The organism is Paenibacillus sp. sptzw28 (genome assembly GCF_019550795.1).
GTDB lineage: Bacteria > Bacillota > Bacilli > Paenibacillales > Paenibacillaceae > Paenibacillus_Z.
The window spans coordinates 4,095,383-4,116,850 of the sequence record NZ_CP080545.1 but is presented as its reverse complement, the minus strand read 5'-3'; the positions used below and the strand labels follow the sequence as shown (position 1 = coordinate 4,116,850).

Annotated in this window: 24 protein-coding genes and 1 tRNA gene; all 25 read left to right on the top strand. The window is 54.0% G+C overall.

Annotated elements, in window-relative coordinates:
• Positions 1–23: 23 nt before the first annotated feature.
• The 25 genes from KZ483_RS18815 to hisC all read left to right on the top strand — a co-directional run bounded on the left by KZ483_RS18815 (position 24) and on the right by hisC (position 21,467).
• On the top strand, positions 24–1,538 hold the full coding sequence (locus tag KZ483_RS18815; RefSeq protein WP_258881326.1) for a sugar ABC transporter ATP-binding protein: 1,515 nt from the start codon (positions 24–26) through the stop codon (positions 1,536–1,538).
• On the top strand, positions 1,535–2,521 hold the full coding sequence (locus KZ483_RS18810) for an ABC transporter permease (RefSeq protein WP_220349120.1): 987 nt from the start codon (positions 1,535–1,537) through the stop codon (positions 2,519–2,521). Before KZ483_RS18815 ends, KZ483_RS18810 begins: the two co-directional genes overlap by 4 nt.
• 258 nt (positions 2,522–2,779) lie before the next feature.
• Positions 2,780–3,058, top strand: coding sequence for an HU family DNA-binding protein (locus tag KZ483_RS18805; RefSeq protein WP_220349119.1), 279 nt, complete (start codon positions 2,780–2,782; stop codon positions 3,056–3,058).
• A gap of 137 nt (positions 3,059–3,195) precedes the next feature.
• A tRNA-Pro gene (locus tag KZ483_RS18800) sits at positions 3,196–3,272 on the top strand.
• A 79-nt stretch (positions 3,273–3,351) separates the two neighbouring features.
• Entirely contained in the window at positions 3,352–3,573 is a 222-nt protein-coding gene (mtrB, locus tag KZ483_RS18795; RefSeq protein ID WP_220349118.1) for a trp RNA-binding attenuation protein MtrB, read from the top strand.
• Between the two features lie 79 nt (positions 3,574–3,652).
• A complete protein-coding gene (locus tag KZ483_RS18790; protein WP_220349117.1) occupies positions 3,653–4,225 on the top strand; it encodes a hypothetical protein in 573 nt (190 codons plus the stop codon).
• A gap of 116 nt (positions 4,226–4,341) precedes the next feature.
• Positions 4,342–5,211: a heptaprenyl diphosphate synthase component 1 gene (locus KZ483_RS18785; protein WP_220349116.1), complete on the top strand. Its 870-nt coding sequence runs from the start codon at positions 4,342–4,344 to the stop codon at positions 5,209–5,211.
• 5 nt (positions 5,212–5,216) lie between these two features.
• Positions 5,217–5,936 carry a demethylmenaquinone methyltransferase gene (locus KZ483_RS18780; RefSeq protein WP_397376217.1) on the top strand — a complete coding sequence of 240 codons (720 nt, stop codon included), beginning with the start codon at positions 5,217–5,219 and terminating at the stop codon, positions 5,934–5,936.
• Entirely contained in the window at positions 5,933–6,808 is an 876-nt protein-coding gene (locus KZ483_RS18775; protein WP_220349114.1) for a UbiA-like polyprenyltransferase, read from the top strand. Before KZ483_RS18780 ends, KZ483_RS18775 begins: the two co-directional genes overlap by 4 nt.
• On the top strand, positions 6,802–7,464 hold the full coding sequence (locus KZ483_RS18770) for a UbiX family flavin prenyltransferase (RefSeq protein WP_220349113.1): 663 nt from the start codon (positions 6,802–6,804) through the stop codon (positions 7,462–7,464). The genes KZ483_RS18775 and KZ483_RS18770 overlap by 7 nt, the downstream gene beginning before the upstream one ends.
• Positions 7,427–8,290: a menaquinone biosynthesis protein gene (locus KZ483_RS18765; protein WP_220349112.1), complete on the top strand. Its 864-nt coding sequence runs from the start codon at positions 7,427–7,429 to the stop codon at positions 8,288–8,290. The genes KZ483_RS18770 and KZ483_RS18765 overlap by 38 nt, the downstream gene beginning before the upstream one ends.
• Positions 8,287–9,261 carry a polyprenyl synthetase family protein gene (locus tag KZ483_RS18760; RefSeq protein WP_220349111.1) on the top strand — a complete coding sequence of 325 codons (975 nt, stop codon included), beginning with the start codon at positions 8,287–8,289 and terminating at the stop codon, positions 9,259–9,261. The genes KZ483_RS18765 and KZ483_RS18760 overlap by 4 nt, the downstream gene beginning before the upstream one ends.
• 28 nt (positions 9,262–9,289) lie before the next feature.
• A complete protein-coding gene (gene ndk / locus KZ483_RS18755; protein ID WP_220349110.1) occupies positions 9,290–9,733 on the top strand; it encodes a nucleoside-diphosphate kinase in 444 nt (147 codons plus the stop codon).
• A 36-nt stretch (positions 9,734–9,769) separates the two neighbouring features.
• A complete protein-coding gene (locus KZ483_RS18750; protein WP_220349109.1) occupies positions 9,770–10,552 on the top strand; it encodes a CheR family methyltransferase in 783 nt (260 codons plus the stop codon).
• A gap of 65 nt (positions 10,553–10,617) precedes the next feature.
• Complete coding sequence (locus KZ483_RS18745; protein WP_220349108.1) at positions 10,618–10,785, top strand: hypothetical protein; 168 nt, start codon at positions 10,618–10,620, stop codon at positions 10,783–10,785.
• 202 nt (positions 10,786–10,987) lie between these two features.
• Positions 10,988–12,157 (top strand): chorismate synthase, encoded by a 1,170-nt coding sequence (gene aroC, locus KZ483_RS18740; RefSeq protein WP_220349107.1) that lies wholly within the window; start codon positions 10,988–10,990, stop codon positions 12,155–12,157.
• On the top strand, positions 12,157–13,269 hold the full coding sequence (gene aroB, locus KZ483_RS18735; RefSeq protein ID WP_220349106.1) for a 3-dehydroquinate synthase: 1,113 nt from the start codon (positions 12,157–12,159) through the stop codon (positions 13,267–13,269). Before aroC ends, aroB begins: the two co-directional genes overlap by 1 nt.
• On the top strand, positions 13,266–13,634 hold the full coding sequence (aroH, locus tag KZ483_RS18730) for a chorismate mutase (protein WP_220349105.1): 369 nt from the start codon (positions 13,266–13,268) through the stop codon (positions 13,632–13,634). Before aroB ends, aroH begins: the two co-directional genes overlap by 4 nt.
• Before the next feature lie 390 nt (positions 13,635–14,024).
• Positions 14,025–15,575 carry an anthranilate synthase component I gene (trpE, locus tag KZ483_RS18725; RefSeq protein WP_220349104.1) on the top strand — a complete coding sequence of 517 codons (1,551 nt, stop codon included), beginning with the start codon at positions 14,025–14,027 and terminating at the stop codon, positions 15,573–15,575.
• A 22-nt stretch (positions 15,576–15,597) separates the two neighbouring features.
• Positions 15,598–16,629, top strand: coding sequence for an anthranilate phosphoribosyltransferase (gene trpD / locus KZ483_RS18720; RefSeq protein WP_397376216.1), 1,032 nt, complete (start codon positions 15,598–15,600; stop codon positions 16,627–16,629).
• A complete protein-coding gene (gene trpC, locus KZ483_RS18715) occupies positions 16,619–17,416 on the top strand; it encodes an indole-3-glycerol phosphate synthase TrpC (RefSeq protein ID WP_220349102.1) in 798 nt (265 codons plus the stop codon). The genes trpD and trpC overlap by 11 nt, the downstream gene beginning before the upstream one ends.
• Positions 17,413–18,111: a phosphoribosylanthranilate isomerase gene (locus tag KZ483_RS18710; RefSeq protein WP_220349101.1), complete on the top strand. Its 699-nt coding sequence runs from the start codon at positions 17,413–17,415 to the stop codon at positions 18,109–18,111. Before trpC ends, KZ483_RS18710 begins: the two co-directional genes overlap by 4 nt.
• Positions 18,089–19,291, top strand: coding sequence for a tryptophan synthase subunit beta (gene trpB / locus KZ483_RS18705; RefSeq protein ID WP_220349100.1), 1,203 nt, complete (start codon positions 18,089–18,091; stop codon positions 19,289–19,291). The genes KZ483_RS18710 and trpB overlap by 23 nt, the downstream gene beginning before the upstream one ends.
• Positions 19,287–20,096 carry a tryptophan synthase subunit alpha gene (gene trpA, locus KZ483_RS18700; protein WP_220353534.1) on the top strand — a complete coding sequence of 270 codons (810 nt, stop codon included), beginning with the start codon at positions 19,287–19,289 and terminating at the stop codon, positions 20,094–20,096. The genes trpB and trpA overlap by 5 nt, the downstream gene beginning before the upstream one ends.
• Before the next feature lie 273 nt (positions 20,097–20,369).
• Positions 20,370–21,467, top strand: coding sequence for a histidinol-phosphate transaminase (hisC, locus tag KZ483_RS18695; protein WP_220349098.1), 1,098 nt, complete (start codon positions 20,370–20,372; stop codon positions 21,465–21,467).
• Position 21,468: the final 1 nt, after the last annotated feature.

Below are 21,468 nucleotides of genomic sequence, written 5' to 3'. Positions count from 1 at the left end.
AGTAATGAGTCAGGAGGTGCTGCATGGGGATGGAAGGCAGCTTGAAAATGAGCGGCATCGTCAAGGCTTTTGCCGGCGTTAAGGCGCTGAGTGACGTGGATTTTACAGTCAACGCCGGTGAAATTCACGCCCTCCTCGGGGCAAACGGCGCGGGCAAAAGCACGTTGATGAAGATATTATCAGGCGCTTATATTGCTGACGCCGGAACTATAGAAATCGACGGGAAGGCGATAAACACCGGAACGCCGGAAGCCGCCAAAGCAAACGGCATCCACTGCGTATATCAGGAAATCGACACTGCGTTAGTACCAAGGCTGACGGTCACTGAGAATATTATGCTGGATCGAATTTCATCCCGCGGAGGCCCTTTATGGCTGCGTTGGGGAAGCTTGCATCGTGAAGCGGAGAACGTTCTGGCCCGCCTCGGATCCCGGATTCCCGTCCGGAAAAGGGTCGACGAGCTGACGCTGGCCGAGAAGCAGCTTGTCCTTGTCGCCCGTCTGCTAACGGAACAGGCAAAGTACGTTGTGTTTGACGAGCCTACCGCACCGCTCAGCCTTGAAGAGGCTGAGCGGTTGTTCCTTGTCATCAAGCAGCTGAGCGAGGCGGGAATCGGTTGTATTTTTATCACTCACCGTCTTCCGGAGGTATTCAGGATATGCGACAAAATAACCGTGATGCGGGATGGGCGTCATATCATGACGACGGCAGCAGCGGATACCGGTATGGAAAATGTCATTGAAGCTATGCTTGGACGAAGCTTTGAGCAGGAATTTCCGAAGGCGGAGGCGTTGATCGGCGATACCGTGCTCGAAGTGAGCGGCTTAACGAGGTCGAATGCAGTGCGCAATGTCAGCTTTGATGTGAAAGCGGGCGAGATCGTCGCGATCGTCGGATTGGTCGGCGCCGGGAAAACGGAGCTGTCAAGATTGCTGTTCGGAGCAGACCGGAAGGACAGCGGCAAGGTCAGTGTAAACGGCAGGGAGATTACAGCTGCGGATCCGTCCGCAGCCATTAGCGGAGGCATGGCTCTTGTTCCGGAGGAGCGCCGCAAGCATGGTATTTTGATAGAGGAGTCCGTCCAGCGCAATCTCAGTCTGCCGCTTCTGAAGTCGCTCTCGCGGCTTGGCTTCCTTTCCGGAACGAAGGAAGAGAGGAACGCTTCCTCCATCATTGAAAGGCTTGGCATCAAGACCGCCTCTCCGGCCCAGAAGACGATGTACTTGAGCGGCGGCAATCAGCAGAAGGTTGCGATCGGCAAATGGCTCTCGACGGAAGCCGACATTTTCCTCTTCGATGAACCGACAAAAGGCGTCGATATCGGCGCGAAAAGCGATATATTCCGAATCATCGGAAATCTTGCCAGCCAAGGGAAGGGCATTGTCTACCTGACCTGCGAATTTTCGGAAGCGCTAGGCATTGCCGATCGTTTTCTGGTTATGTACGACGGCGGTCTTGTCGCGTCTTTCTCGAGGGGGGAAGCGACTGGGGAGCAGCTGCTTTTCTATGCGAGCGGAGGAAAGGATGCAACGGCATGAACAGCAAAGTGATGGAACTTTCGTTTAAATACGGCTCGATTCTCGTAATCGGCATCGTCATTTTATTTTTTTCTCTTTGGGACGAGCATTTCTTTACTTACAGCAACTTGACGGATATCCTGCGATCGATCTCCATCGTTACTTTTGTAGCGATCGGCGTTACCTTTTCGCTCACTGTCGACGGCTTTGATCTGTCGGTCGGCTCCACCGTCTCGATTACAACTGTCGTAGCCGCAGCACTGATGGTCTGGTATGAGCAGCCTCTGTTCGTCGTAATCGTAGTTCCCCTGCTCATTGGGGCGGCGGTTGGCTTAATCAACTCCCTGCTTATCGTCAAGATACGCATTCCAGACCTGCTCGCGACTCTGGCTGTGATGTACATTGTGGCGGGTATCCATAAAACCTTTACCAAGGGTTATTCCATTTACAACAACATGCAGCTGACGGACGGTACTGTGGCTCCCGGTGCTTTCAGCCCACAGTTTCTATGGCTCGGTCAGGGCAAATGGCTGGGAATTCCGGTTCCTGTCATTCTCATGATCATAGCCGTTGTTCTCGTGCATCTGTTTTTCACCTATACGCGCTGGGGCCGGCAGATGCAGATGACGGGGGGCAACGAGGAAGCTGCCCGGCTATCGGGAGTACGGGTGAAACGCATCCGGACTGCGGCTTATGTCGCTTCCGGACTATTTGCCGCGGTTGGAGGCATTCTGTTTGCCGCGAGAGTAGGTACCGGTCAGGTGGATGCGGGCGCTTCGCTGCTGATGGAATCGGTAGCAGCCGTATTCGTTGGCTATTCGGTACTGGGTGCGGGACGCCCCAATGTGATCGGGACATTCTTCGGTTCGGTCCTGATTGGTGTTCTTCTCAACGGTATGACGATCATGAACCTGCAGTATTATACGAACGATATTATTAAAGGAAGTGTGCTTGTACTGGCTCTAGCGGTCACATTCATACACCTGAACCGTAAGAAATCATAAAAAACCTAGTCTTATCACGGCAAAACGCACCCAGCCCCTTGAAATTCTATAGGCGCTGTATTACTATAAATCTGTTCGTGGTTCAGTATGCAAGAGCTGCACACTTATCCAAATTCTGATGAGAGAGCGACAATCGTCGTTGTTACCATTGCCCGGCGATATGGTTTGCGCTAAGCCTGCAGGTATATTTTCTCAGGTTTCGGTAAAACAGAATGATAATGATGTGCTTATGAAGAATCGTCAGGGGAGGTGAAAGAATTGAACAAAACGGAACTGATTGCGAAAGTGGCCGAATTGACTGACCTTTCCAAGAAAGACGCTTCCAAAGCGGTTGACGCCGTATTCGATGCCATCTCCGACGCATTGCAAGGCGGGGATAAGGTGCAGCTGGTAGGCTTCGGAAACTTCGAGGTGAAAAGCCGTGAAGCGCGTAAAGGACGGAATCCTCAAACAGGTCAGGAGATTGATATCCCGGCCAGCAAAATCCCGGCCTTTAAAGCAGGTAAATCGCTTAAAGATCTTTGCTCCAATTCATAATACGTCGCAAGCCGACGATAACGTCCGGATGCATGAGCATTCGGACGTTTTTCATCCAAATCCTATTGACAATCGGGTGCAATTCCAGTAGACTGGGCTTTGCGGTTCACGGGTGCTGCATATGCAGCTGTGCTTGTCGGGTGTTAGCTCAGCTTGGTAGAGCGCTACCTTGGGGTGGTAGAGGTCGCCAGTTCAAATCCGGTACACCCGACCATTTTTCATATGAAGACATAACTGCCGTCCTGAGCGATCCGTTCGGGAGGCAGTTTTTTAAATTTAAGGAGGTCGGTATCATGAATGACTTGCAGGGCGATTACATCGTCGTGAAGGCGAAGGCCCAAGGGGTGCAGGTAATCGGGCTTACCCGAGGACAAGACACGAAATTTCACCATACCGAGAAGCTGGACAAGGGTGAAGTGCTGATCTGCCAGTTTACCGATCATACATCGGCGATTAAAATTCGCGGCAAGGCAACCGTTTTGACGAAGTATGGCACGGTCGACACGGAAGACTAATGATCAAAGCAGGCATAGCCTGCTTTTTTAGTTTGTACACTATAAGGAGAAGGAATTTCAGGTACGGAGGCGTTGCGTGATGTCCATATGGAAAAGGCTTCTCCTTGCTTCAGCGGTAACGGCGGCTGTTACGGTGCTGCTGTCGGTAATGCCCCAATTGGACGGCCGGACACAGGGAACGGATGTGGCCGTTTTTCGCCCGGCTCCGGTAAAAAGGCTCAGCACCGGCAACTTGGTCGACTCCATGATCGGTCTGCAATTACAACTGCAGTTAAAAAAAGTGGCCTGGAAGCAGGCTGTTTTGTCGGTTGATTTAGCAATCGACGGGAAGGGGAATAATACTAGAGCATGGATGGAAGACATGGAGCGGCTGCTCTATCTGGCTTTCGTCCAAACCGATAACGTGAGCCGGGTTCTGGTACGCTTCGTCCAGCAGGACGTATCGGTCGAAGGAACCGGGGCTGGCCCGAGGGTCGTTGCCGCCACCGATATCAGAAGGACGGACAAATGGCTGGCTTTCGAGCTGTCAAAACTGGGTGAGGCCAATCCGTTCTCGAATGCGGTGTGGAGGCAGCGGCTGCGGTTTTCGTTCTCCGGGCAAGACGGCAACCCTCATGCCGCTTCCCCGGGCGAGATCGGGCCGTCATCATAGGCTGCGCCGTGTCGTCGTAACGCCCGGCTTGTAGCGGAACGACGAACAAAATGCTATAATAATTTAGATTATAGAACAGCAAGACTTTCGCTGATCTGTCCGGAGGCTTGACCAATATGAAACCTAACAGAATACCTGAATTAGCCAAGAAGTACGTGGAATACGATATGATTAAAGCGTACACTGAGCTGCCCGACTTTCCGGATTCACGGATACGGCTGCTTTTCGCATTTTTGGCCAATCAGCGCACACCGCTGCTGCACAGCGAGCTATACTCGCTAGTCGTGTCGCTAGTACAGCTCGGTATGGATACGCACGATTTGATCGACTCCGATTCCGGCCGGGTACCCGAGAAGGAAATGCGTTCCCGCCAGCTCAAAGTGCTTGCGGGCGACTATTTCAGCAGCCGGTTTTACCAGCTGCTTTCGCAAGCCGGACAAGTCGATATGATACGCCGGATCAGCGAGGGCGTCTGTGAAGTCAACAAGCTGAAAATGAATCTCTACATGAGGATGAAACAGCTTAAAGTTACGGCTGAAGACTATTTGAATCAATGCGTCCAGCTGAAAACCGAACTGTTTCATGCTTTTACTGACATACTTGACGATAAAATGATACGCGTCTGGTCGGAGCTGCTGCACGGATTCGGGCGCTGCGAGGTCGTATTGGACGAGCTGAACCGCAGCGAGCAGCCGGAGCGATTCGGAGGCAGCTGGGGTTATTGGCATGTTCTTCACGAAGGAACGGAGGAAGAGAAACGCACGCTCACCGAGAAATCCGGAGAGATCCCGTTCGTTGTCTCGGTGCTCGCCAAGTATGACATCCGCAGCCAATTGGCGGATAAGCTGAAACATTCGGTGACGCATGTTCAAGCGGTCGCTTCGCGCATTGAATCCGATAAGCTCGTACGAGAGCTGCTTCAAATCGGAGAGACGTTCCTGCGTCCGCTACTGCCTGCAGCATCCGCCCATGGCGAGAGAAGGTGACCATCATACAATCTAAATCAAAAGAGCAGCATGTTCATTCGGTCTTCGAGAGCATTGCGCCAAAATACGATCTCATGAACGATTTGCTCAGTTTCCGCCGACATAAAGCATGGCGCTCTTTCACCATGCGTAAGATGGATGTCAAGCCAGGAGCGACTGCTATCGATCTGTGCTGCGGCACATGCGACTGGACCATAGCGCTCGCCCGCACAAGCGGAACCGGGAAGATGGTAGGGCTCGATTTCAGCCAGAATATGCTTGAAATCGGCCGGCAGAAAATCGACCGGGACGGACTCGGAGAACGGATATCGCTCATTCACGGCAACGCCATGGAGCTTCCGTTCGAGGACGACAGATTCGATTACGCGACAATCGGCTTCGGCCTTCGCAATGTGCCCGATCTTAAGCAAGTTCTCAAAGAGATGCAGCGCGTGGTAAAGCCCGGAGGCCAGGTCGTATGCCTGGAGTTGTCCAAGCCTATTTGGCAGCCGTTCAAGTCGGTTTATTATTTTTATTTCGAGCGGATACTGCCGATGCTCGGCAGGTTGTTCGCCAAACGTTATGAACAATACAAATGGCTGCCCGAATCGCTCAAGGCGTTTCCGGACTTGAATCAGCTGGCGGAAATTTACCGGGAGCTCGGCCTCCGAAACGTGCGCGCCTATCCGCTGACCGGCGGCATCGCGGCGCTGCATATCGGAACGAAGGGAACGGACGGAGTATGATTCGCAAATTCGGCATTTTTCTGGAAATGATTAAATTTGAGCATACGATATTCGCGCTTCCATTCGCCTTTATCGGAGCGCTGCTCGGCGCGGTGGTCATGGAGAAACGGCTGCCGGAGTGGAGCGAAATCGGCTGGATCGTACTGGCTATGATCGGGGCCAGAAGTGCGGCGATGGGGCTCAACCGGGTCATCGACAGGGCGATGGACAAACAGAATCCGCGGACGGAGAGACGCGCGATACCGGCCGGATTGCTTCGGACCGGCGAAGTGATGCTGTTCATTATTGCTTCGTTCGCAATATTGTTTATTGCCGCTGCCAAGCTGAATCCTTTGTGCATGAAATTGATGCCAATCGCCGTTGTTATGCTTGTACTGTATTCCTATACGAAACGGTTCACCTGGCTTTGCCATATTGTACTCGGTCTTACGATTGGACTTGCGCCTCTCGGCGGTTGGGTGGCCGTGACCGGTGCTTTTGATTTGCCGGCTTGGCTGCTCTATGCTTCCGTCGCTTTCTGGCTGGCCGGCTTCGATATTATTTACGCTTGCCAGGATTTTGAATTTGACCGCAGGGAAGGCGTGTATTCAATACCTGCCCGCTTCGGTCTGCCCGGAGCGCTCTGGCTTGCCCGGGCATTCCATTTCGTGACTGCAGCCGGTTTTCTGACGCTGTTCTGGCTAACCCAACTCAGCTGGGGCTATCTGCTCGGGGTCGTTATTGCCGCGGCAATCTTATTCTACGAGCACTGGATTGTACGGCCTTCCGATCTTAGCCGCGTCCAAACTGCATTTTTTACGATGAACGGCGTACTGAGCACGGTCCTGTTCGTCTTTACGCTGTTTGATTTGGTGGTGCTTCGCAAATGGTAGAGAGCGGAACCCCAGCGGTGCGCAAGCGCTATGTTGTCGGCATTACGGGCGCGAGCGGATCAGTGTACGGCATCCGGCTGATCGAGGCATTGCTGGCGTCGGAGACGGATGTCCATCTCGTCATAACCGAAGCGGGCTGGCGGGTGCTGAAGGAAGAGCTTGGCTGGAATACGGCAAGACGCCACGAGGCGCTCGAAGCAGTATTCAAAGAGCAGCTGGAAGCGCGCCGGCTCGTGTTTCACCCGAATGCGGACATAGGCGCTTCGATTGCGAGCGGTTCCTTTCGGGTTGAAGGAATGATTATAATGCCTTGTTCGATGGGAACGCTTGCTTCGATTGCGCATGGCATTTCGGATGATTTGATGACACGCGCCGCTGATGTTATGCTGAAGGAAGGTCGCAAGCTGCTGACAGTGCCGCGTGAAACGCCGCTGCATGCGATTCATCTGGAAAACATGCTGACGCTGGCTAAATTGGGCGTGAAGCTGATACCGGCAATGCCGGCCTTTTATTACGGGCCGCAGACGATCGCGGATATGGTCGATTTTCTTGTTGGTAAAGTGCTTGATCAGCTTCAGATAGATCACGATTTGTACAGAAGATGGGGAGATGAGCAGCATGGGGCTAAATCGCCCGATCACCATCGGACGCATTGACTATGCTAATGTTTGGCCGATATTTCATTATGCTGAGGAGCAGCTGCCTGAAGGCCGTTATATCATCGACAGAAGGGTTCCTTCCGCATTGAACCGTGCGATGCAGCAGGGACTGATAGATATCACTGCGATGTCCTCGTTCGCTTACGCTCAAGACGCGGACAACTATTTACTGCTTCCGGATTTGTCCGTGAGCGCCAAAGGGCGCGTCAATTCCATATTGCTGTTTATGAAGGTACCGCTGAAGCAGGTATTGAACGGCGGGAGAATCGCGCTTACCGCGACCTCGGCGACGTCGGTCAATCTGCTGAAAATGATTATGTCCCTCTACTATGGAGCCAATCCTTCGTATGTGACAATGGAGCCCTCGCTGGAGAGCATGCTGGAGGAAGCGGATGCTGCGCTTCTCATCGGCGACCCGGCGATTCACGCTTCCTGGCGCAGCGAGGGGTTAACGGTTATCGATCTCGGGGAGCTGTGGCGGAGTTGGACCGGTTATGGCATGACATTTGCGCTGTTTGCCGTTCGCAAAGAAACGGCGGAGGCCGATCCTGCGGCGGTTGCGACGGTGCTGCACGCCTTAACGGACAGTAAGAGGCTCAGCATGCGGGAGCCTCAGCCTCTCATTGAGAAGGCATGTGCGCAGCTTGGCGGTCTGCGCGAATATTGGAGCCGTTATTTTCAGGAACTGAGTTATAATTTCGGAACGGACGAGCAGGCCGGGCTATCACTTTATTTCGATTATGCGAAACGGCTGGGATTACTGGACCGCGAGGTGCACATGCAATTTTTTGTAGACCATACTGCCCTACAGGTGAACGAATGAAACTACTTGATATTTATGCCAAAATGAAGAGCGATCTCGATGTCCTCGAAGGACAATTGGCGCTTAGCGTCACATCAGACCATGCGCTGCTGACCGAAGCGTCCACGCATCTGCTTAAAGCGGGCGGTAAACGCATTCGGCCTGTGTTCGTGCTGCTTGCCGGCAAATTCGGGCAATACCGTCTTGACGTGCTGCAGCGAATCGCAGTGCCGCTCGAATTGATTCACATGGCCTCACTCGTCCATGACGACGTGATTGATAACGCCGAAACACGCCGCGGACAGCTTACGGTAAAATCCAAGTGGGACAACCGGATCGCCATGTACACCGGCGATTACATATATGGCAAAGCGCTGTCGATCGTGACGGAGCTCAATGATCCGCTTATCCATCAAATATTATCCAAAGCTATGGTTCAGATGTGTATCGGCGAAATGGAGCAGATCCGCGATTTCTTCAACACGGAGCAGTCGGTACGCAGCTATCTGCTTCGTATCCGCCGCAAAACCGCACTGCTGATTGCGGTAAGCTGCCAGCTTGGCGCAATTGCCGCAGGCGCAGACCGGCATATAGCAAACCGTCTGTACCGGTTCGGCTATAATGTCGGAATGGCGTTTCAAATTCGCGACGACCTGCTGGACCTTCTTGGGACGGAGAAGCAAATCGGCAAACCACCTGGTTCCGATATAAGACAGGGGAACATTACGCTGCCGGTTCTGCTTGCGCTGCAGGAGGACGGAGGCCGCGAGAAGCTTCTTATCGAAATAAATAAAATTCGCGAGTCCGACGGAGCAGGGGATACGAAGCGGGCGTTGAACATAATACGTAAGAGTGCCGGCATTCATACGGCCGAAGCAATGGCGGCCCGTTACATCGATAAAGCCATTGATGCGCTTCGCGGATTGCCGGACATTCCGGCCCGAAAAAATTTAACGGACATCGCACATTTTGTAGCCAAACGCAACTATTAGCGGAGCCTGAAGCAAAGGGGAGAATTTGATGGAAAGAACATTTCTGATGGTTAAGCCGGACGGCGTACAGCGCGGCTTGATCGGTGAGATCGTGTCGCGTTTCGAGCGTAAAGGACTAAAGCTGGTTGCCGCCAAGTTCATGCGGATCTCGCCTGAGCTTGCGGAACGCCACTATGCGGAGCATATCGGCAAACCATTCTATCCGCCGCTTGTTCAGTTCATTACTTCCGGACCGGTGTTCGCAATGGTCTGGCAGGGAGACAACGCAATTGCACTTACACGCGCGTTGATCGGTAAAACGAATGCGATCGAAGCTGCACCGGGAACCATTCGAGCCGATTACGCAGTACATACGAATTTCAATCTTATACACGGTTCGGATTCACCGGAGAGTGCGGAGCGCGAAATCGGACTCTATTTCTCACCGCCTGAATTGATCGAATACGAGCAGCTCATACAGAAGTGGATATAATGCGGGGTACAGTCATAGATAGCGGGGGAATGCAGGTTGGAGGATAAGGACTTCGTTCAATTTGTAAAACGCATTAACGATAAAACAAAGATCGATCTCTCACAGTACAAGGAAGCTCAGATGAAGAGGCGCTTGACTACGCTCAGGCAAAAGCACGGTTTTGAAAGCTTCTCCGCTTATTGGGACGCAATTAACAGCGACGGCGGTCTGATGAACGAATTTCTCGACAGGATGACGATTAACGTGTCCGAATTTTGGCGCAATCCAAGCCGGTGGGAGGCGATGGAGAGAAGGTTTCTGCCCGAGCTGCTGCAAGGCGGCGGACGGATCAAGCTTTGGAGCGCGGCATGCTCTACCGGCGAGGAGCCTTATACGCTTGCTATGATCGCAGCCGAGCTTGGAGCGCTTGACCGCACTTCCATTCTTGCTACCGATCTGGACAGCATGGTCCTTCAGAAAGCAGCTCAAGGTGTTTATCACGAGCGGTCGATCCGCGACGTACCCCTGGCCTACATGGATAAATACTTATCCAAACAAGACAAGGAGCATTACGGAGTCGTCGACAGGCTGAAAAAAGCGATAACGTTCAAGCAGCAAAACTTGCTGAACGATAAGTTCGATAGCGATTTCCACATCATTATTTGCCGGAATGTCATGATCTATTTCACCGAGGAAGCGAAGCATCAGCTGTATCACAAGTTTTCAAAGGCGCTTCGTCCCGGCGGATTGTTGTTCGTGGGCAGCACGGAACAAATTTTTTCGCCTTCCCAGTACGGATTCGAATCGGCCGAAACGTTCTTTTACCGCAAGAATGCGTAAGTCCGCGTATATCGTTTTCCAACTTCTCCAATACTAACTGTAACAATCAGATTTGGGGGTGCGTAATGGACAAGCGAAAGGTAATTGCGGCGTATAAACGGGGAATCATAAACATCCATGAATGCGCGCAAATACTCGGACTCGACATCGGTCAAATATCGGGGCTGATCAACGATCCGTACTTATCCGCCGATCCGCATGCGCTGCCAGGCAAACAATCGGTGAACGGTTAAGGTGAAATACCAGGAAGCTGTCAATCGCGACCCTTCAGTCGCGTCGCTGACAGCTTTTTTGCATTTGCCGTCTATTGAGACACGGCGCTGAATTCCTTGTCAAACCGGCATGGCTATACTATAATGAGCAAAGATATTTGGGCAGATATATATAACCGGGTCGACGGCCTTTAGTTGTTCGGTTTGAAGGAGGAGCTTTGGCGTGAGTTTACGTTATTTGACAGCAGGGGAGACGCATGGACCGCAGCTTACGGCAATCATTGAAGGGCTGCCTAGCAACCTGCAATTGGATTTTGAGGAATTGAATTTTCAGCTGCACCGCCGGCAGAAGGGTCATGGACGTGGCCGCAGGATGCAGATCGAGAAGGATACGGCAAATATAGTAGGCGGTGTTCGCCACGGTAAAACCACGGGGGCGCCCGTCGCTTTGGTTGTCGAGAACAACGACTGGAAGCATTGGACGACCGTTATGAATATCGAGCCGATCGAAGGCGGAGACGAAGAGAAGCGCCGCGTGCACCGTCCTCGTCCCGGACATGCCGATTTGAACGGCGGCCTGAAATATAACCTGAAGGACCTGCGCAACGTGCTGGAACGCTCCAGCGCCCGTGAAACGGCGGCCCGTGTGGCAGTCGGCGCCGTAGCGCGCCAATTCCTTGCGGCCTTCGGCATCAAGGTTGCCGGACAGGTTATCCGGATCGGCGAGATCGAAGCTCCGGCCAATGATCTGCCGGTCGAAGAGCTCATCCGGTTGACCGAAGAGTCTCCGGTTCGGGTGGTTGATAAGGAAACGGAAGAGAAGATGACCGCTTATATCGATCAAATTAAAGCGGAAGGCGACTCGATAGGAGGCGTCGTAGAATGCATCGTGGAAGGCGTGCCGATCGGACTGGGCAGCCACGTTCAGTATGACCGTAAGCTCGATGGCCGGATCGCGCAGGCAGTCGTGTCGATTAACGCCTTCAAGGGCTGCGAGATCGGGATTGGCTTTGAAGCGGGAATTCTGAAGGGCTCGCAGGTGCACGACGAAATCCTGTACACGGAGGATCGCGGATTTCACCGTGCATCTAACCGTCTGGGTGGCTTCGAAGGCGGTATGACGAGCGGAGAGCAGATCGTCGTGCGAGGTGTTATGAAGCCGATCCCAACCCTTTACAAGCCGCTGCAAAGCGTCGACATCGATACGAAAGAGCCGTTCACCGCTCAAGTGGAGCGTTCCGACAGCTGTGCGGTGCCGGCGGCAAGCGTCGTGATGGAGCATGTCGTCGCCTGGGAAGTTGCGAAGGCGTTCCTGGAGAAATTCGGCGGCGATTCGATGGAAGAGATCCGCGCCAATTATAATAACTATTTGGCGCAACTGGAGCGATACTAATGCGCGAATATCGTGAATTGACGGTTGAGCTTGGAGAGCGCTCTTATCCGATATTCATCGGGGAAGGGCTGCTCGGCGACGCCGGTGAGCTGTTCGCAAAGCAGGGAATCGGCAAGAAATCACCGGTTATGATTGTGACGGACGATAATATCGCGGGACGGCATCTCGCAAAGCTGGAGGCGGTGCTGGCGGTATCCGGCTACCAGACGACATCTGTGGTCGTTCCGGCGGGCGAGAGCTCCAAATCGTTGACCGTTTTCGAGAGTCTGATTAGCAGGGCGCTGGAGGCAGGACTGGACCGCAAGTCCACGATCGTGGCACTTGGCGGGGGCGTTGTCGGCGATCTTGCCGGCTATGCCGCAGCCGCTTATATGCGCGGCATCAAGTTCGTTCAGGTACCGACGACAATTCTTGCCCACGACAGCAGCGTCGGCGGCAAGGTGGCGGTCAATCACCCGCTCGCCAAAAATATTATCGGCGCCTTTCACCAGCCTGAGCTTGTACTCTATGATTTGGATACGCTCCAAACGCTGCCTCCAAGGGAAGTAAGCGCAGGATTATCCGAGGTTGTAAAGCATGGCCTGATCTGGGATTACGAATTTGTGCAGTGGTGTGACGACAACGCCGACCGCCTTCGCGCGCTTGATCCTGATGCGCTTGGCTACGCGCTTTTCAAAGGATGCAGTGTGAAGGCGGCTGTCGTATCGCAGGATGAACGCGAGAACGACCTTCGTATGATTCTCAATCTTGGTCATACGATCGGTCATGCCTTGGAAGCGGTGGCAGGCTACGGGGAGCTGCTGCATGGCGAGGCGATATCCATCGGAATGGTCGGTTCGGCTCGCCTTGCCGTCAGGCTGGGCGCCCCGGAGGAAGTTTATACGGTGACCAAGCGCGTCTTGTCCCGTGTCGGATTGCCAGTCAGGCTCCCTGCACACCTGGACACTGGTGCGATAATGAATGCAATGATGCACGATAAGAAGTTTCAGGAAGGTACGATGGTCTTCATCGTCCCAACCGCAATCGGTCAAGTTGAGATCAACAATTCGGTATCCACGGCTCTTGTAAGAGAGATTGTGGAACAATTGAAACAGGAGGCGGCTCTCGCATGAGTGTTCGGGGCATACGCGGTGCCATCACAGTGGAAGTAAATGAGGAACAGCCGATACTGCAAGCGACGGTGGAGCTGTTGAACGGCATTGTTAAAGAAAACGGCATTGTGCCGGACGATATATGCAGCGTATTCGTAACTGTAACGGGTGACCTTGACGCGACATTCCCGGCGCGGGCAATTCGTCAAATGGGCGGATGGGAGCTCGTTCCGCTTATGTGCGCGCTTGAGGTGCCGGTCAAAGGGAGTCTGGAGAAATGCATTCGGCTCATGGTGCTTGTCAACACGGATAAAACACAGCGTCAGATCGAGCATGTCTATTACGGCGGAGCGCAAGCCCTGCGGCCGGATTTGACAAAATCATAGCGGAGTACAGCAAAAGCCGGGGAGAGTCGTTGTTCCCCTGCAGCGGGGAATTCACGTATTGACGGACTGTTCGAGCTGGTGTATAGTGTTCTCATACTTGAAGAGTCAGAGTTTAGATGAGCAGAGCTAGGGCTGCGTTTATGACGTGAGATGAGATGAGTAGAGCTGAGCGAAAGTGAAGAGATGACACGAATTCCTATACGGCGAATCGTACGTTTGTCATGCCATACGGCTGTCAGCGTCCGACTATGTCTTGAATTCGCGTTCCGGCACTCATGTTACATCTTCCGACATGAACACTCCTGCTGCGGCGGGAGTTTTTTTATTTGCTGAGTTGATGCTAAAACAAGCTGTGTTTATCCAAGAAAATGCCTTTAAGGAGAGATTGGTATGACAAACGAGCTGCAGCAGGTAATTCGGCTTGCTGGAACGTACAACTTGATTCCAATCGTTCGGAACGTGATGGCGGATACGGAAACCCCGATCCGGCTGTTCCAGCATTTTTACCGCGAGCGCCGCGCTTTTCTGCTTGAAAGCGTCGAAGGCGGCGTCAAATGGGCGCGTTACTCGTTTATCGGAACGGATCCGTTCATGCTGGTACGCGGCAAGAATGGTGAGATGGTTGTGGAGCAGCACGGAACGGAGACCGTGCTCCGCGATAAGCCGATCGAGCTGCTGAAGGCGCACCTGCGCTCATTCCGCAGCCCGTCGATGCCGGACTTGCCGCCGTTTACGGGCGGAGCGATCGGATTTTTCGGTTATGATCTTCTGCAATATTATGAAAAGCTGCCGCCGCACCGTATCGATGATTTGAACATGAACGACCTCCAATTCATGTTTTGCGATCAAGTGATCGTGTTCGATCACTTCAAGCAGCAGATACAGGTAATCGGCAATGTGCATATTCCGCAAGCTGCGACCGACGCTTCGATACAGTCCGCTTATGAGCAGACGGTTGCCAAGATCGAAGCGACGATAGAGCGCCTGCAGCAGCCCCTGCCGACCAACCTGATGGCCGGCGGTGCGATACCGGCCGATCCCGATCTTGGCGATGTCGCATCAAACGTGACGAAGGAACAGTTTCTCTCGAACGTGGATAAGGCCAAGGAGTATATTCGCGCCGGCGATGTTTTCCAGGTAGTGCTCTCCCAGCGCTTCAGCATCGAGACGGAAGTGGATCCGCTCCATGTGTACAGGGTGCTGCGCACGATGAATCCTTCGCCTTATATGTATTATCTGAAAATGGACGACGAAGTGATCGTCGGAACATCGCCCGAGGCTCTTGTTAAAGTGGACGGCGAGCGGGTGGAGACCCGTCCGATCGCCGGTACGAGGCCGCGCGGCAGGACGCCGGAGGAGGATTTGGCGCTTGAGAAGGAACTGCTCGCCGACGAGAAGGAGAGAGCGGAGCATCTGATGCTCGTCGACCTCGGCCGCAACGACATCGGCCGGGTAGCGGAGTACGGATCGGTCCGGTGCGATTCCTATATGGAAATCGAACGTTACTCGCACGTGATGCATATTGTCTCAAACGTATCAGGCAAGCTTCGCGCGGATAAGGATTTCTTCGATGCGTTCACCTCCTGTATGCCTGCCGGAACGGTATCCGGAGCGCCTAAGCTGCGTGCGATGGAGATCATTGCGGAGCTCGAGAACGAAGCCCGCGGCGCTTATGCCGGGGCAATCGGCTATCTCGGTTTCGGAGGCAGCTTGAACACATGCATAACGATCAGAACGCTGATCTTCAAGAACGGCAAGGCGTACATGCAGGCTGGAGCCGGAATCGTATGGGATTCGGTGCCGGAGAACGAATATATGGAGACGGTCAACAAAGCGAAGGGGATGCTCAAGGCGATTCGTATCGCAGAAGCGGCATTTCCCGCTGCCGAGCGGAACGTCAATATGATTAATATCGATTATTACGCGAATGCGAAAGGATGAGCGGAGCGTGACGAACGAAACAATGACGATGCAGCGCGCCCTGGCGTTGGTAGTGGGCGGCAATGATTTGACCCGGGAAGAAGCGCGGGCGGTCATGGGGATTATCATGAGCGGCGAAGCAACTGATGCACAGATCGGTTCCGTCGCTACCGCGCTGCGGATGAAAGGCGAGACCAAGGACGAAATTATCGGTTTTGCCGAAGCGATGCGCGTTTATTCCAATCATGTGCACACCGAACATGAAGGGCTTCTGGACACATGCGGCACCGGGGGCTCCGGCATACACAAGTTTAATATATCGACAGCTTCCGCCATTATCACTTCCGCTGCCGGTGTCCGGGTGGCCAAGCACGGCAACCGCGCAATGACAGGCAAAGCGGGCAGCGCCGATGTGCTGGAGGCGCTGGGGGTCAATATCAATTTGACTGCCGAACAGGCAGCAGATTGCTTGAAGTCGATCGGCATTTGCTTTATGTTTGCCCAGCTTTACCATCCGTCGCTTAAGCATGCGGCAGGTCCGAGGCGTGAAATCGGCATCCGCACGATATTCAACATGCTCGGCCCTCTGACCAATCCGGCGGGTGCAGACCGGCAGATGCTCGGTCTGTATGACCGCTCACGGACGGAAACGGTAGCGCAGGTTCTGGCCGAGCTGGGACTGAAGCGGGCGATGGTGGTGAGCAGCCATGACGGCTTGGACGAGATCAGCATATCGGCGCCGACTCAAATATCGGAGCTTAGCGGCGGCACCGTGCAGACTTATGATATTACCCCCGAGGAGCTCGGTATTTCCGTCCGGCCGCTCGCGGAAGTTGTTGGCGGCGATCCGGCAATGAACGCTTCAATTATCAGGAGCATATTCGACGGCTTGGAGCGCGGCGCATACCGGGACATCGTACTTGCTAATGCGGGCGCGTGCATGTATGTAGGCGGCATTGCCCCTTCGCTTCGTGAAGGCGTCGAAACGGCCGCTGTGATAATAGATTCCGGAAAAGCTGCAGCGAAGCTGCGGCAGCTGGTAGAAACGACAAGGGAGCTGACCTATGTTTCTTGATAAAATCGTAGCCTCGAAACGTAAAGAAGTCGACGATCTGGCGGAAAGCTTCTCGATAAACGACTATGAAAGGCGAATATCGGAACTCGCGCCTTGCAAAGGGTTCGAACGTGCGCTTACGCAAGACAAGAAGCGTTCGCTGGGCCTTATCGCCGAAGTGAAGAAAGCTTCGCCTTCCAAAGGCCTGATCCGTCCGGATTTCAATCCGGTCGAGCTGGCCCGCACTTATGAAGCGGCAGGAGCCGATTGCATTTCGGTGCTGACGGACAGCGACTATTTTCAGGGCAGCAACGAATATTTGACGTTGGTTCGCGGGGCGGTCGACCTTCCGCTGCTGCGCAAGGATTTTACGATCGATTACCGGCAAATTTACGAAGCGCGTGTCATCGGCGCCGACGCGGTGCTGCTGATCGCGGCCATTCTTCGCCCGTCGCTGCTGCTTGAGTTTCACGATCTGGCCAAATCGATCGGTCTCGACGTCCTCATTGAAGTGCACGACAGGGAAGAGATGGAGTCGGTACTCGGACTCAGTAAAGCGACGCTGGTCGGCATTAATAACCGCAATCTGCAAACGTTCGAAACAGATCTCAAAACGACGGAGCAGCTGATCAGTCTAGTGCCGCCCGGCGTTACGGTCATAAGCGAGAGCGCCATCGCATCCGGGAGCGATATCGCTTATTTGCAAGCGGTTGGCGCAAGCGGCGTTCTCATCGGGGAGCATTTCATGCGGCAGCATGATGTCGGAGCCGCGGTTGAGCAGCTTATGGGGCCGGTGACGGGATCATGAATAGCGAGGCTGCCCGCAGCAGCGGCACACGGGTCAAAATTTGCGGGCTGCGCGATGCCGGGACGATCCGTGCAATGGACGGTTTGCCGGTCGACGAGATCGGCTTCATGTTCGCCAACAGCAAGCGCCGGGTATCGCCCGAGCTTGCGGGCAGGTTGATTGGCGAAGTGCGAAGCCTGCAAACCCCGGATGGCCTTTCGCCGAGAGCAGTCGGCGTCTTTGTTGGGGCAACCCTCGAGCAGCTCAGAGAGCTGCTTGCCGTGGCGCCGCTCGATGTGGTGCAGCTTCACGGCGAGGAGTCTGCGGATCTGTGCGCGGCTATTCGGAAGGAGCTTGGCGTTGAGGTCTGGAAGGTGTTCCCGGTGACGGGCTTGCCGTCGGATGGCCCTTCGCGGCTGTTTCCGTATCTCGGCGCGGTCGATGCGGTGCTGATCGATACTGCAGGGGGCGGGACAGGACGGCCGTTCGCCTGGGACGAAATAAACAGCTACAAGGAAGCGGCGAAACAAATCGGTGTTCCGCTCTATGTTGCCGGCGGCCTTCATCCCGGCAACATCGGTGAACTGCTTGACGTCTATACGCCGGATGGCGTGGACGTGTCCAGCGGCGTCGAGACGGACGGTGTGAAGGATACGGAAAAAATCCGACTTTTTGTCGAAAGGGTGAAGCTGCATGAATCAAGTGCCGGACAGTAACGGACGCTTCGGCAAATTCGGCGGTCGTTATGTGCCTGAAACGCTCATGAACGCACTGCTTGAACTGGAAGAAGCCTACAATCATTATTCGAAGGATCCAGACTTTATCGCTGAAGTCCGCAATTTATTGAATAAATATTCGGGACGTCCAACGTCCCTTTATTACGCCGAACGGCTCTCCGAGCATTTGGGCGGCGCTAAAATATACTTAAAGCGCGAGGATCTGAATCATACCGGAGCCCATAAAATCAACAACACGATCGGACAGGGCGTGCTCGCCAAGCGAATGGGCAAGACGAAAATCATCGCTGAGACCGGCGCCGGCCAGCATGGTGTTGCTTCCGCCACTGTCGCAGCGCTGCTCGGCCTGGAATGCAAAGTATTTATGGGCGAGGAGGACACGAAGCGCCAGGAGCTGAATGTTTTTCGAATGAAGCTGCTTGGCGCCGAGGTCGTACCGGTTATGTCGGGGACGCGTACTCTGAAGGATGCATGCAACGAAACGCTTCGTTACTGGGTCAGCCATGTGGACGATACGTATTATATTCTCGGCTCGGTGACGGGACCGCATCCTTATCCTATGATCGTCCGCGATTTTCAACGTATTATCGGCGACGAGTCGCGCGAGCAGATCCAGAAGGAAGCCGGACGGCTTCCGGATTATATCGTTGCGGCGGTCGGCGGCGGGAGCAATGCAATCGGCATGTTCTACCCGTTTATCGGAGACAAGTCGGTAAGGCTTATCGGCGTGGAAGCGGCAGGCAGGGGAATTGATACGGAGGAGCATGCCGCGACGATGACCAAAGGCCGCCACGGCGTATTCCAAGGCTCGCTCAGTTACGTGCTGCAGGATGAATTCGGTCAAGTGCAGCCTGCTCATTCGATCTCGGCAGGCCTAGATTACCCCGGAATCGGTCCCGAGCATGCGTACCTGAAAGATACCGAGCGCGCACAATATGTGCCGATAACGGACGCGGAAGCGCTGGAAGCGCTGCAGCTGCTCTCCCGCAAGGAAGGGATTATTCCGGCGCTTGAATCGGCTCATGCGATTGCCGAGGTGATGAAGCTGGCACCGACGCTGCGCCAGGATCAGATTATCGTGGTCAGCTTATCCGGACGGGGAGACAAAGACGTGCAGGCAATCATGGGGTATCTGGGAGGTTCGGGCGATGACCATTAATCGTATTGATGCTGCATTCGCTAAGCTTCGGGAAGAGGGCAGGACTGCGCTTATTCCGTTTCTTACGATAGGCGACCCCGATGCAGTCACGTCGGTTGAAATTATTAAGACGCTTGAAGAAGCCGGCGCCGATATGGTTGAACTGGGTGTTCCGTATTCCGACCCGCTTGCGGACGGTCCGGTCATTCAACGGGCGTCCGAGCGGGCGCTGAAGCATGGCAGCATTACAATCGTTGATTGTATACAGGCTGCCGAAAATGCCCGCAAGGCCGGCGTGGAGCTGCCGTTCATATTATTTACTTACTTTAACCCGGTTCTCCAGTACGGTTTGGAGCGGTTTTTCCGGCTTATCGTCGATAAAGGTATCAGCGGTCTTATTATTCCCGATTTGCCGATCGAGGAAGACACTGAGGTGCGGGCGATGGCGGAGCAAGCGGATATCCACCTGATTCCGCTTGTCGCGCCAACCTCCCACGACCGCGTCGCACGAATCGCGCGTAAAGCGCGAGGCTTCGTGTACTGCGTTTCATCGCTTGGCGTTACCGGAGTACGAGCTGATTTCCACCAGGGCATCGACGAGTTCTTGTCTGCTGTCAGAGAGGCCGCGACGGTACCGATTGCTGTAGGCTTCGGCATATCAAGCCGCGAGCAGGTAGAGCGGTTTGGAAAGCAGGCCGACGGCGTCGTCGTAGGCAGCGCGATTGTCCGTAAAATCGAGGAAGTTCTGCCGCTCCTTCAAGCGGAGGACACGAAGCGGGAAGGGCTTGCTCGAATATATGAGTTTGTCAGCGAATTAAAGGGTTAGCGGTTGAGGGTTAATTGCCCCAATGCTTTCAATGTTTAATAGTGCCCTTCATTGGCTTCAGCGGCCGAATGAAGGGCTTCTTTCTGGCCGCAGCGCGGCAAAGAACGGCAAAGCCGGGTTCTTCTTGCCATCCGGTTGAACGGTCAGAGGGATCAAGCCGAGCATAGGCAGCAAAAGCCGTTCGATCTGGTACTTTAAAACAGCCCGAACTTATGAGACAATGAAACACGTAGCTATTCAAACAGGAAAGCAATTTTGATGAGGTGATCACAAGTGCAACCGAAGCAAAGTATCGTCCATTTGCCCGTTTATCAACCCGGCAAGCCGGTTGAAGAAGTCAAGCGTGAGCTGGGACTGAAGGAAGTTGTTAAGCTTGCCTCCAACGAGAACCCGTTCGGATGTTCGGAGAAAGCCAAAGCCGCAATTCAAGAAGAACTGGCCAATGTAAGTATTTATCCCGACAGCTTCAGCACGGCGCTTAGCGCAGCTGTGGCCGACCATTTGCAGGTGGACCGGAAGCAGCTGATTTTCGGAGCCGGTTCTGATGAGGTTATACTTATGATTGCCCGAGCTTATCTGTCCCCGGGCGACGAATCGATCATGGCGGATGAAACATTCCCGCAGTATAAACATAACGCAGAGATCGAAGGCGCGACCATAATCGAAGTGCCTCTTAAGAACGGAACCCACGATTTGCCGGCCATGCAGGCAAAAGTAACGGAACGGACGAAAATCATCTGGATTTGCAATCCGAATAATCCGACCGGTACCATTGTAGGCCGGGAAGAGCTGGCCGCATTTATGCGTCAGGTGCCAAGCAGCGTGATCGTCGTGCTTGACGAAGCATACTACGAATATGTAACGGACGCCGCGTATCCGGATAGCCTGGCGCTGCTGCGCGAGTTCAATAATGTTGTCGTGCTGCGCACTTTCTCCAAAGTCCACGGCCTGGCGTCGCTTCGCATCGGCTACGGTGTCGGCCACGCTGACGTCATTCATTACGTCAACCAAGTGCGCGAACCGTTCAATACGACCCGGTTCGCTCAAGCTGCGGCTGCCGCTTCCCTTGCCGACCCGGCGTTCATCGATGGTTGTAAAGAGCGAAATGCGGAAGGACGGCACTATTTGTGCGGAGAATTCGACCGGATGGGTCTTTCCTATTTCGAGCCGCACGGCAATTTCGTCATGTTCGATGCGAAATTGGAATCCCAGAAAGTATTTGACGGTCTTCTTCGCCGGGGAATCATATCGCGCGCCCGCTGGACATATTATCCGACTCATATACGGATAACGGTAGGAAGCCGGGAGCAGAACGAGAAATTTATCCGTGCGCTGGAAGAAGTGCTGCAAGAAGCGGCGGTGCTTGGTTAAT

Coding starts and splice junctions, on each gene's coding strand:
- KZ483_RS18760 (WP_220349111.1), top strand. CDS start 8,287: ATGAAACTACTTGATATTTATGCCAAAATGAAGAGCGATCTCGATGTC.
- trpB (WP_220349100.1), top strand. CDS start 18,089: ATGAATCAAGTGCCGGACAGTAACGGACGCTTCGGCAAATTCGGCGGT.
- aroB (WP_220349106.1), top strand. CDS start 12,157: ATGCGCGAATATCGTGAATTGACGGTTGAGCTTGGAGAGCGCTCTTAT.
- trpD (WP_397376216.1), top strand. CDS start 15,598: ATGACGATGCAGCGCGCCCTGGCGTTGGTAGTGGGCGGCAATGATTTG.
- KZ483_RS18815 (WP_258881326.1), top strand. CDS start 24: ATGGGGATGGAAGGCAGCTTGAAAATGAGCGGCATCGTCAAGGCTTTT.
- aroH (WP_220349105.1), top strand. CDS start 13,266: ATGAGTGTTCGGGGCATACGCGGTGCCATCACAGTGGAAGTAAATGAG.
- KZ483_RS18785 (WP_220349116.1), top strand. CDS start 4,342: ATGAAACCTAACAGAATACCTGAATTAGCCAAGAAGTACGTGGAATAC.
- KZ483_RS18775 (WP_220349114.1), top strand. CDS start 5,933: ATGATTCGCAAATTCGGCATTTTTCTGGAAATGATTAAATTTGAGCAT.
- ndk (WP_220349110.1), top strand. CDS start 9,290: ATGGAAAGAACATTTCTGATGGTTAAGCCGGACGGCGTACAGCGCGGC.
- trpC (WP_220349102.1), top strand. CDS start 16,619: ATGTTTCTTGATAAAATCGTAGCCTCGAAACGTAAAGAAGTCGACGAT.
- KZ483_RS18765 (WP_220349112.1), top strand. CDS start 7,427: ATGGGGCTAAATCGCCCGATCACCATCGGACGCATTGACTATGCTAAT.
- KZ483_RS18770 (WP_220349113.1), top strand. CDS start 6,802: ATGGTAGAGAGCGGAACCCCAGCGGTGCGCAAGCGCTATGTTGTCGGC.
- trpE (WP_220349104.1), top strand. CDS start 14,025: ATGACAAACGAGCTGCAGCAGGTAATTCGGCTTGCTGGAACGTACAAC.
- KZ483_RS18745 (WP_220349108.1), top strand. CDS start 10,618: ATGGACAAGCGAAAGGTAATTGCGGCGTATAAACGGGGAATCATAAAC.
- KZ483_RS18790 (WP_220349117.1), top strand. CDS start 3,653: ATGTCCATATGGAAAAGGCTTCTCCTTGCTTCAGCGGTAACGGCGGCT.
- KZ483_RS18810 (WP_220349120.1), top strand. CDS start 1,535: ATGAACAGCAAAGTGATGGAACTTTCGTTTAAATACGGCTCGATTCTC.
- mtrB (WP_220349118.1), top strand. CDS start 3,352: ATGAATGACTTGCAGGGCGATTACATCGTCGTGAAGGCGAAGGCCCAA.
- KZ483_RS18710 (WP_220349101.1), top strand. CDS start 17,413: ATGAATAGCGAGGCTGCCCGCAGCAGCGGCACACGGGTCAAAATTTGC.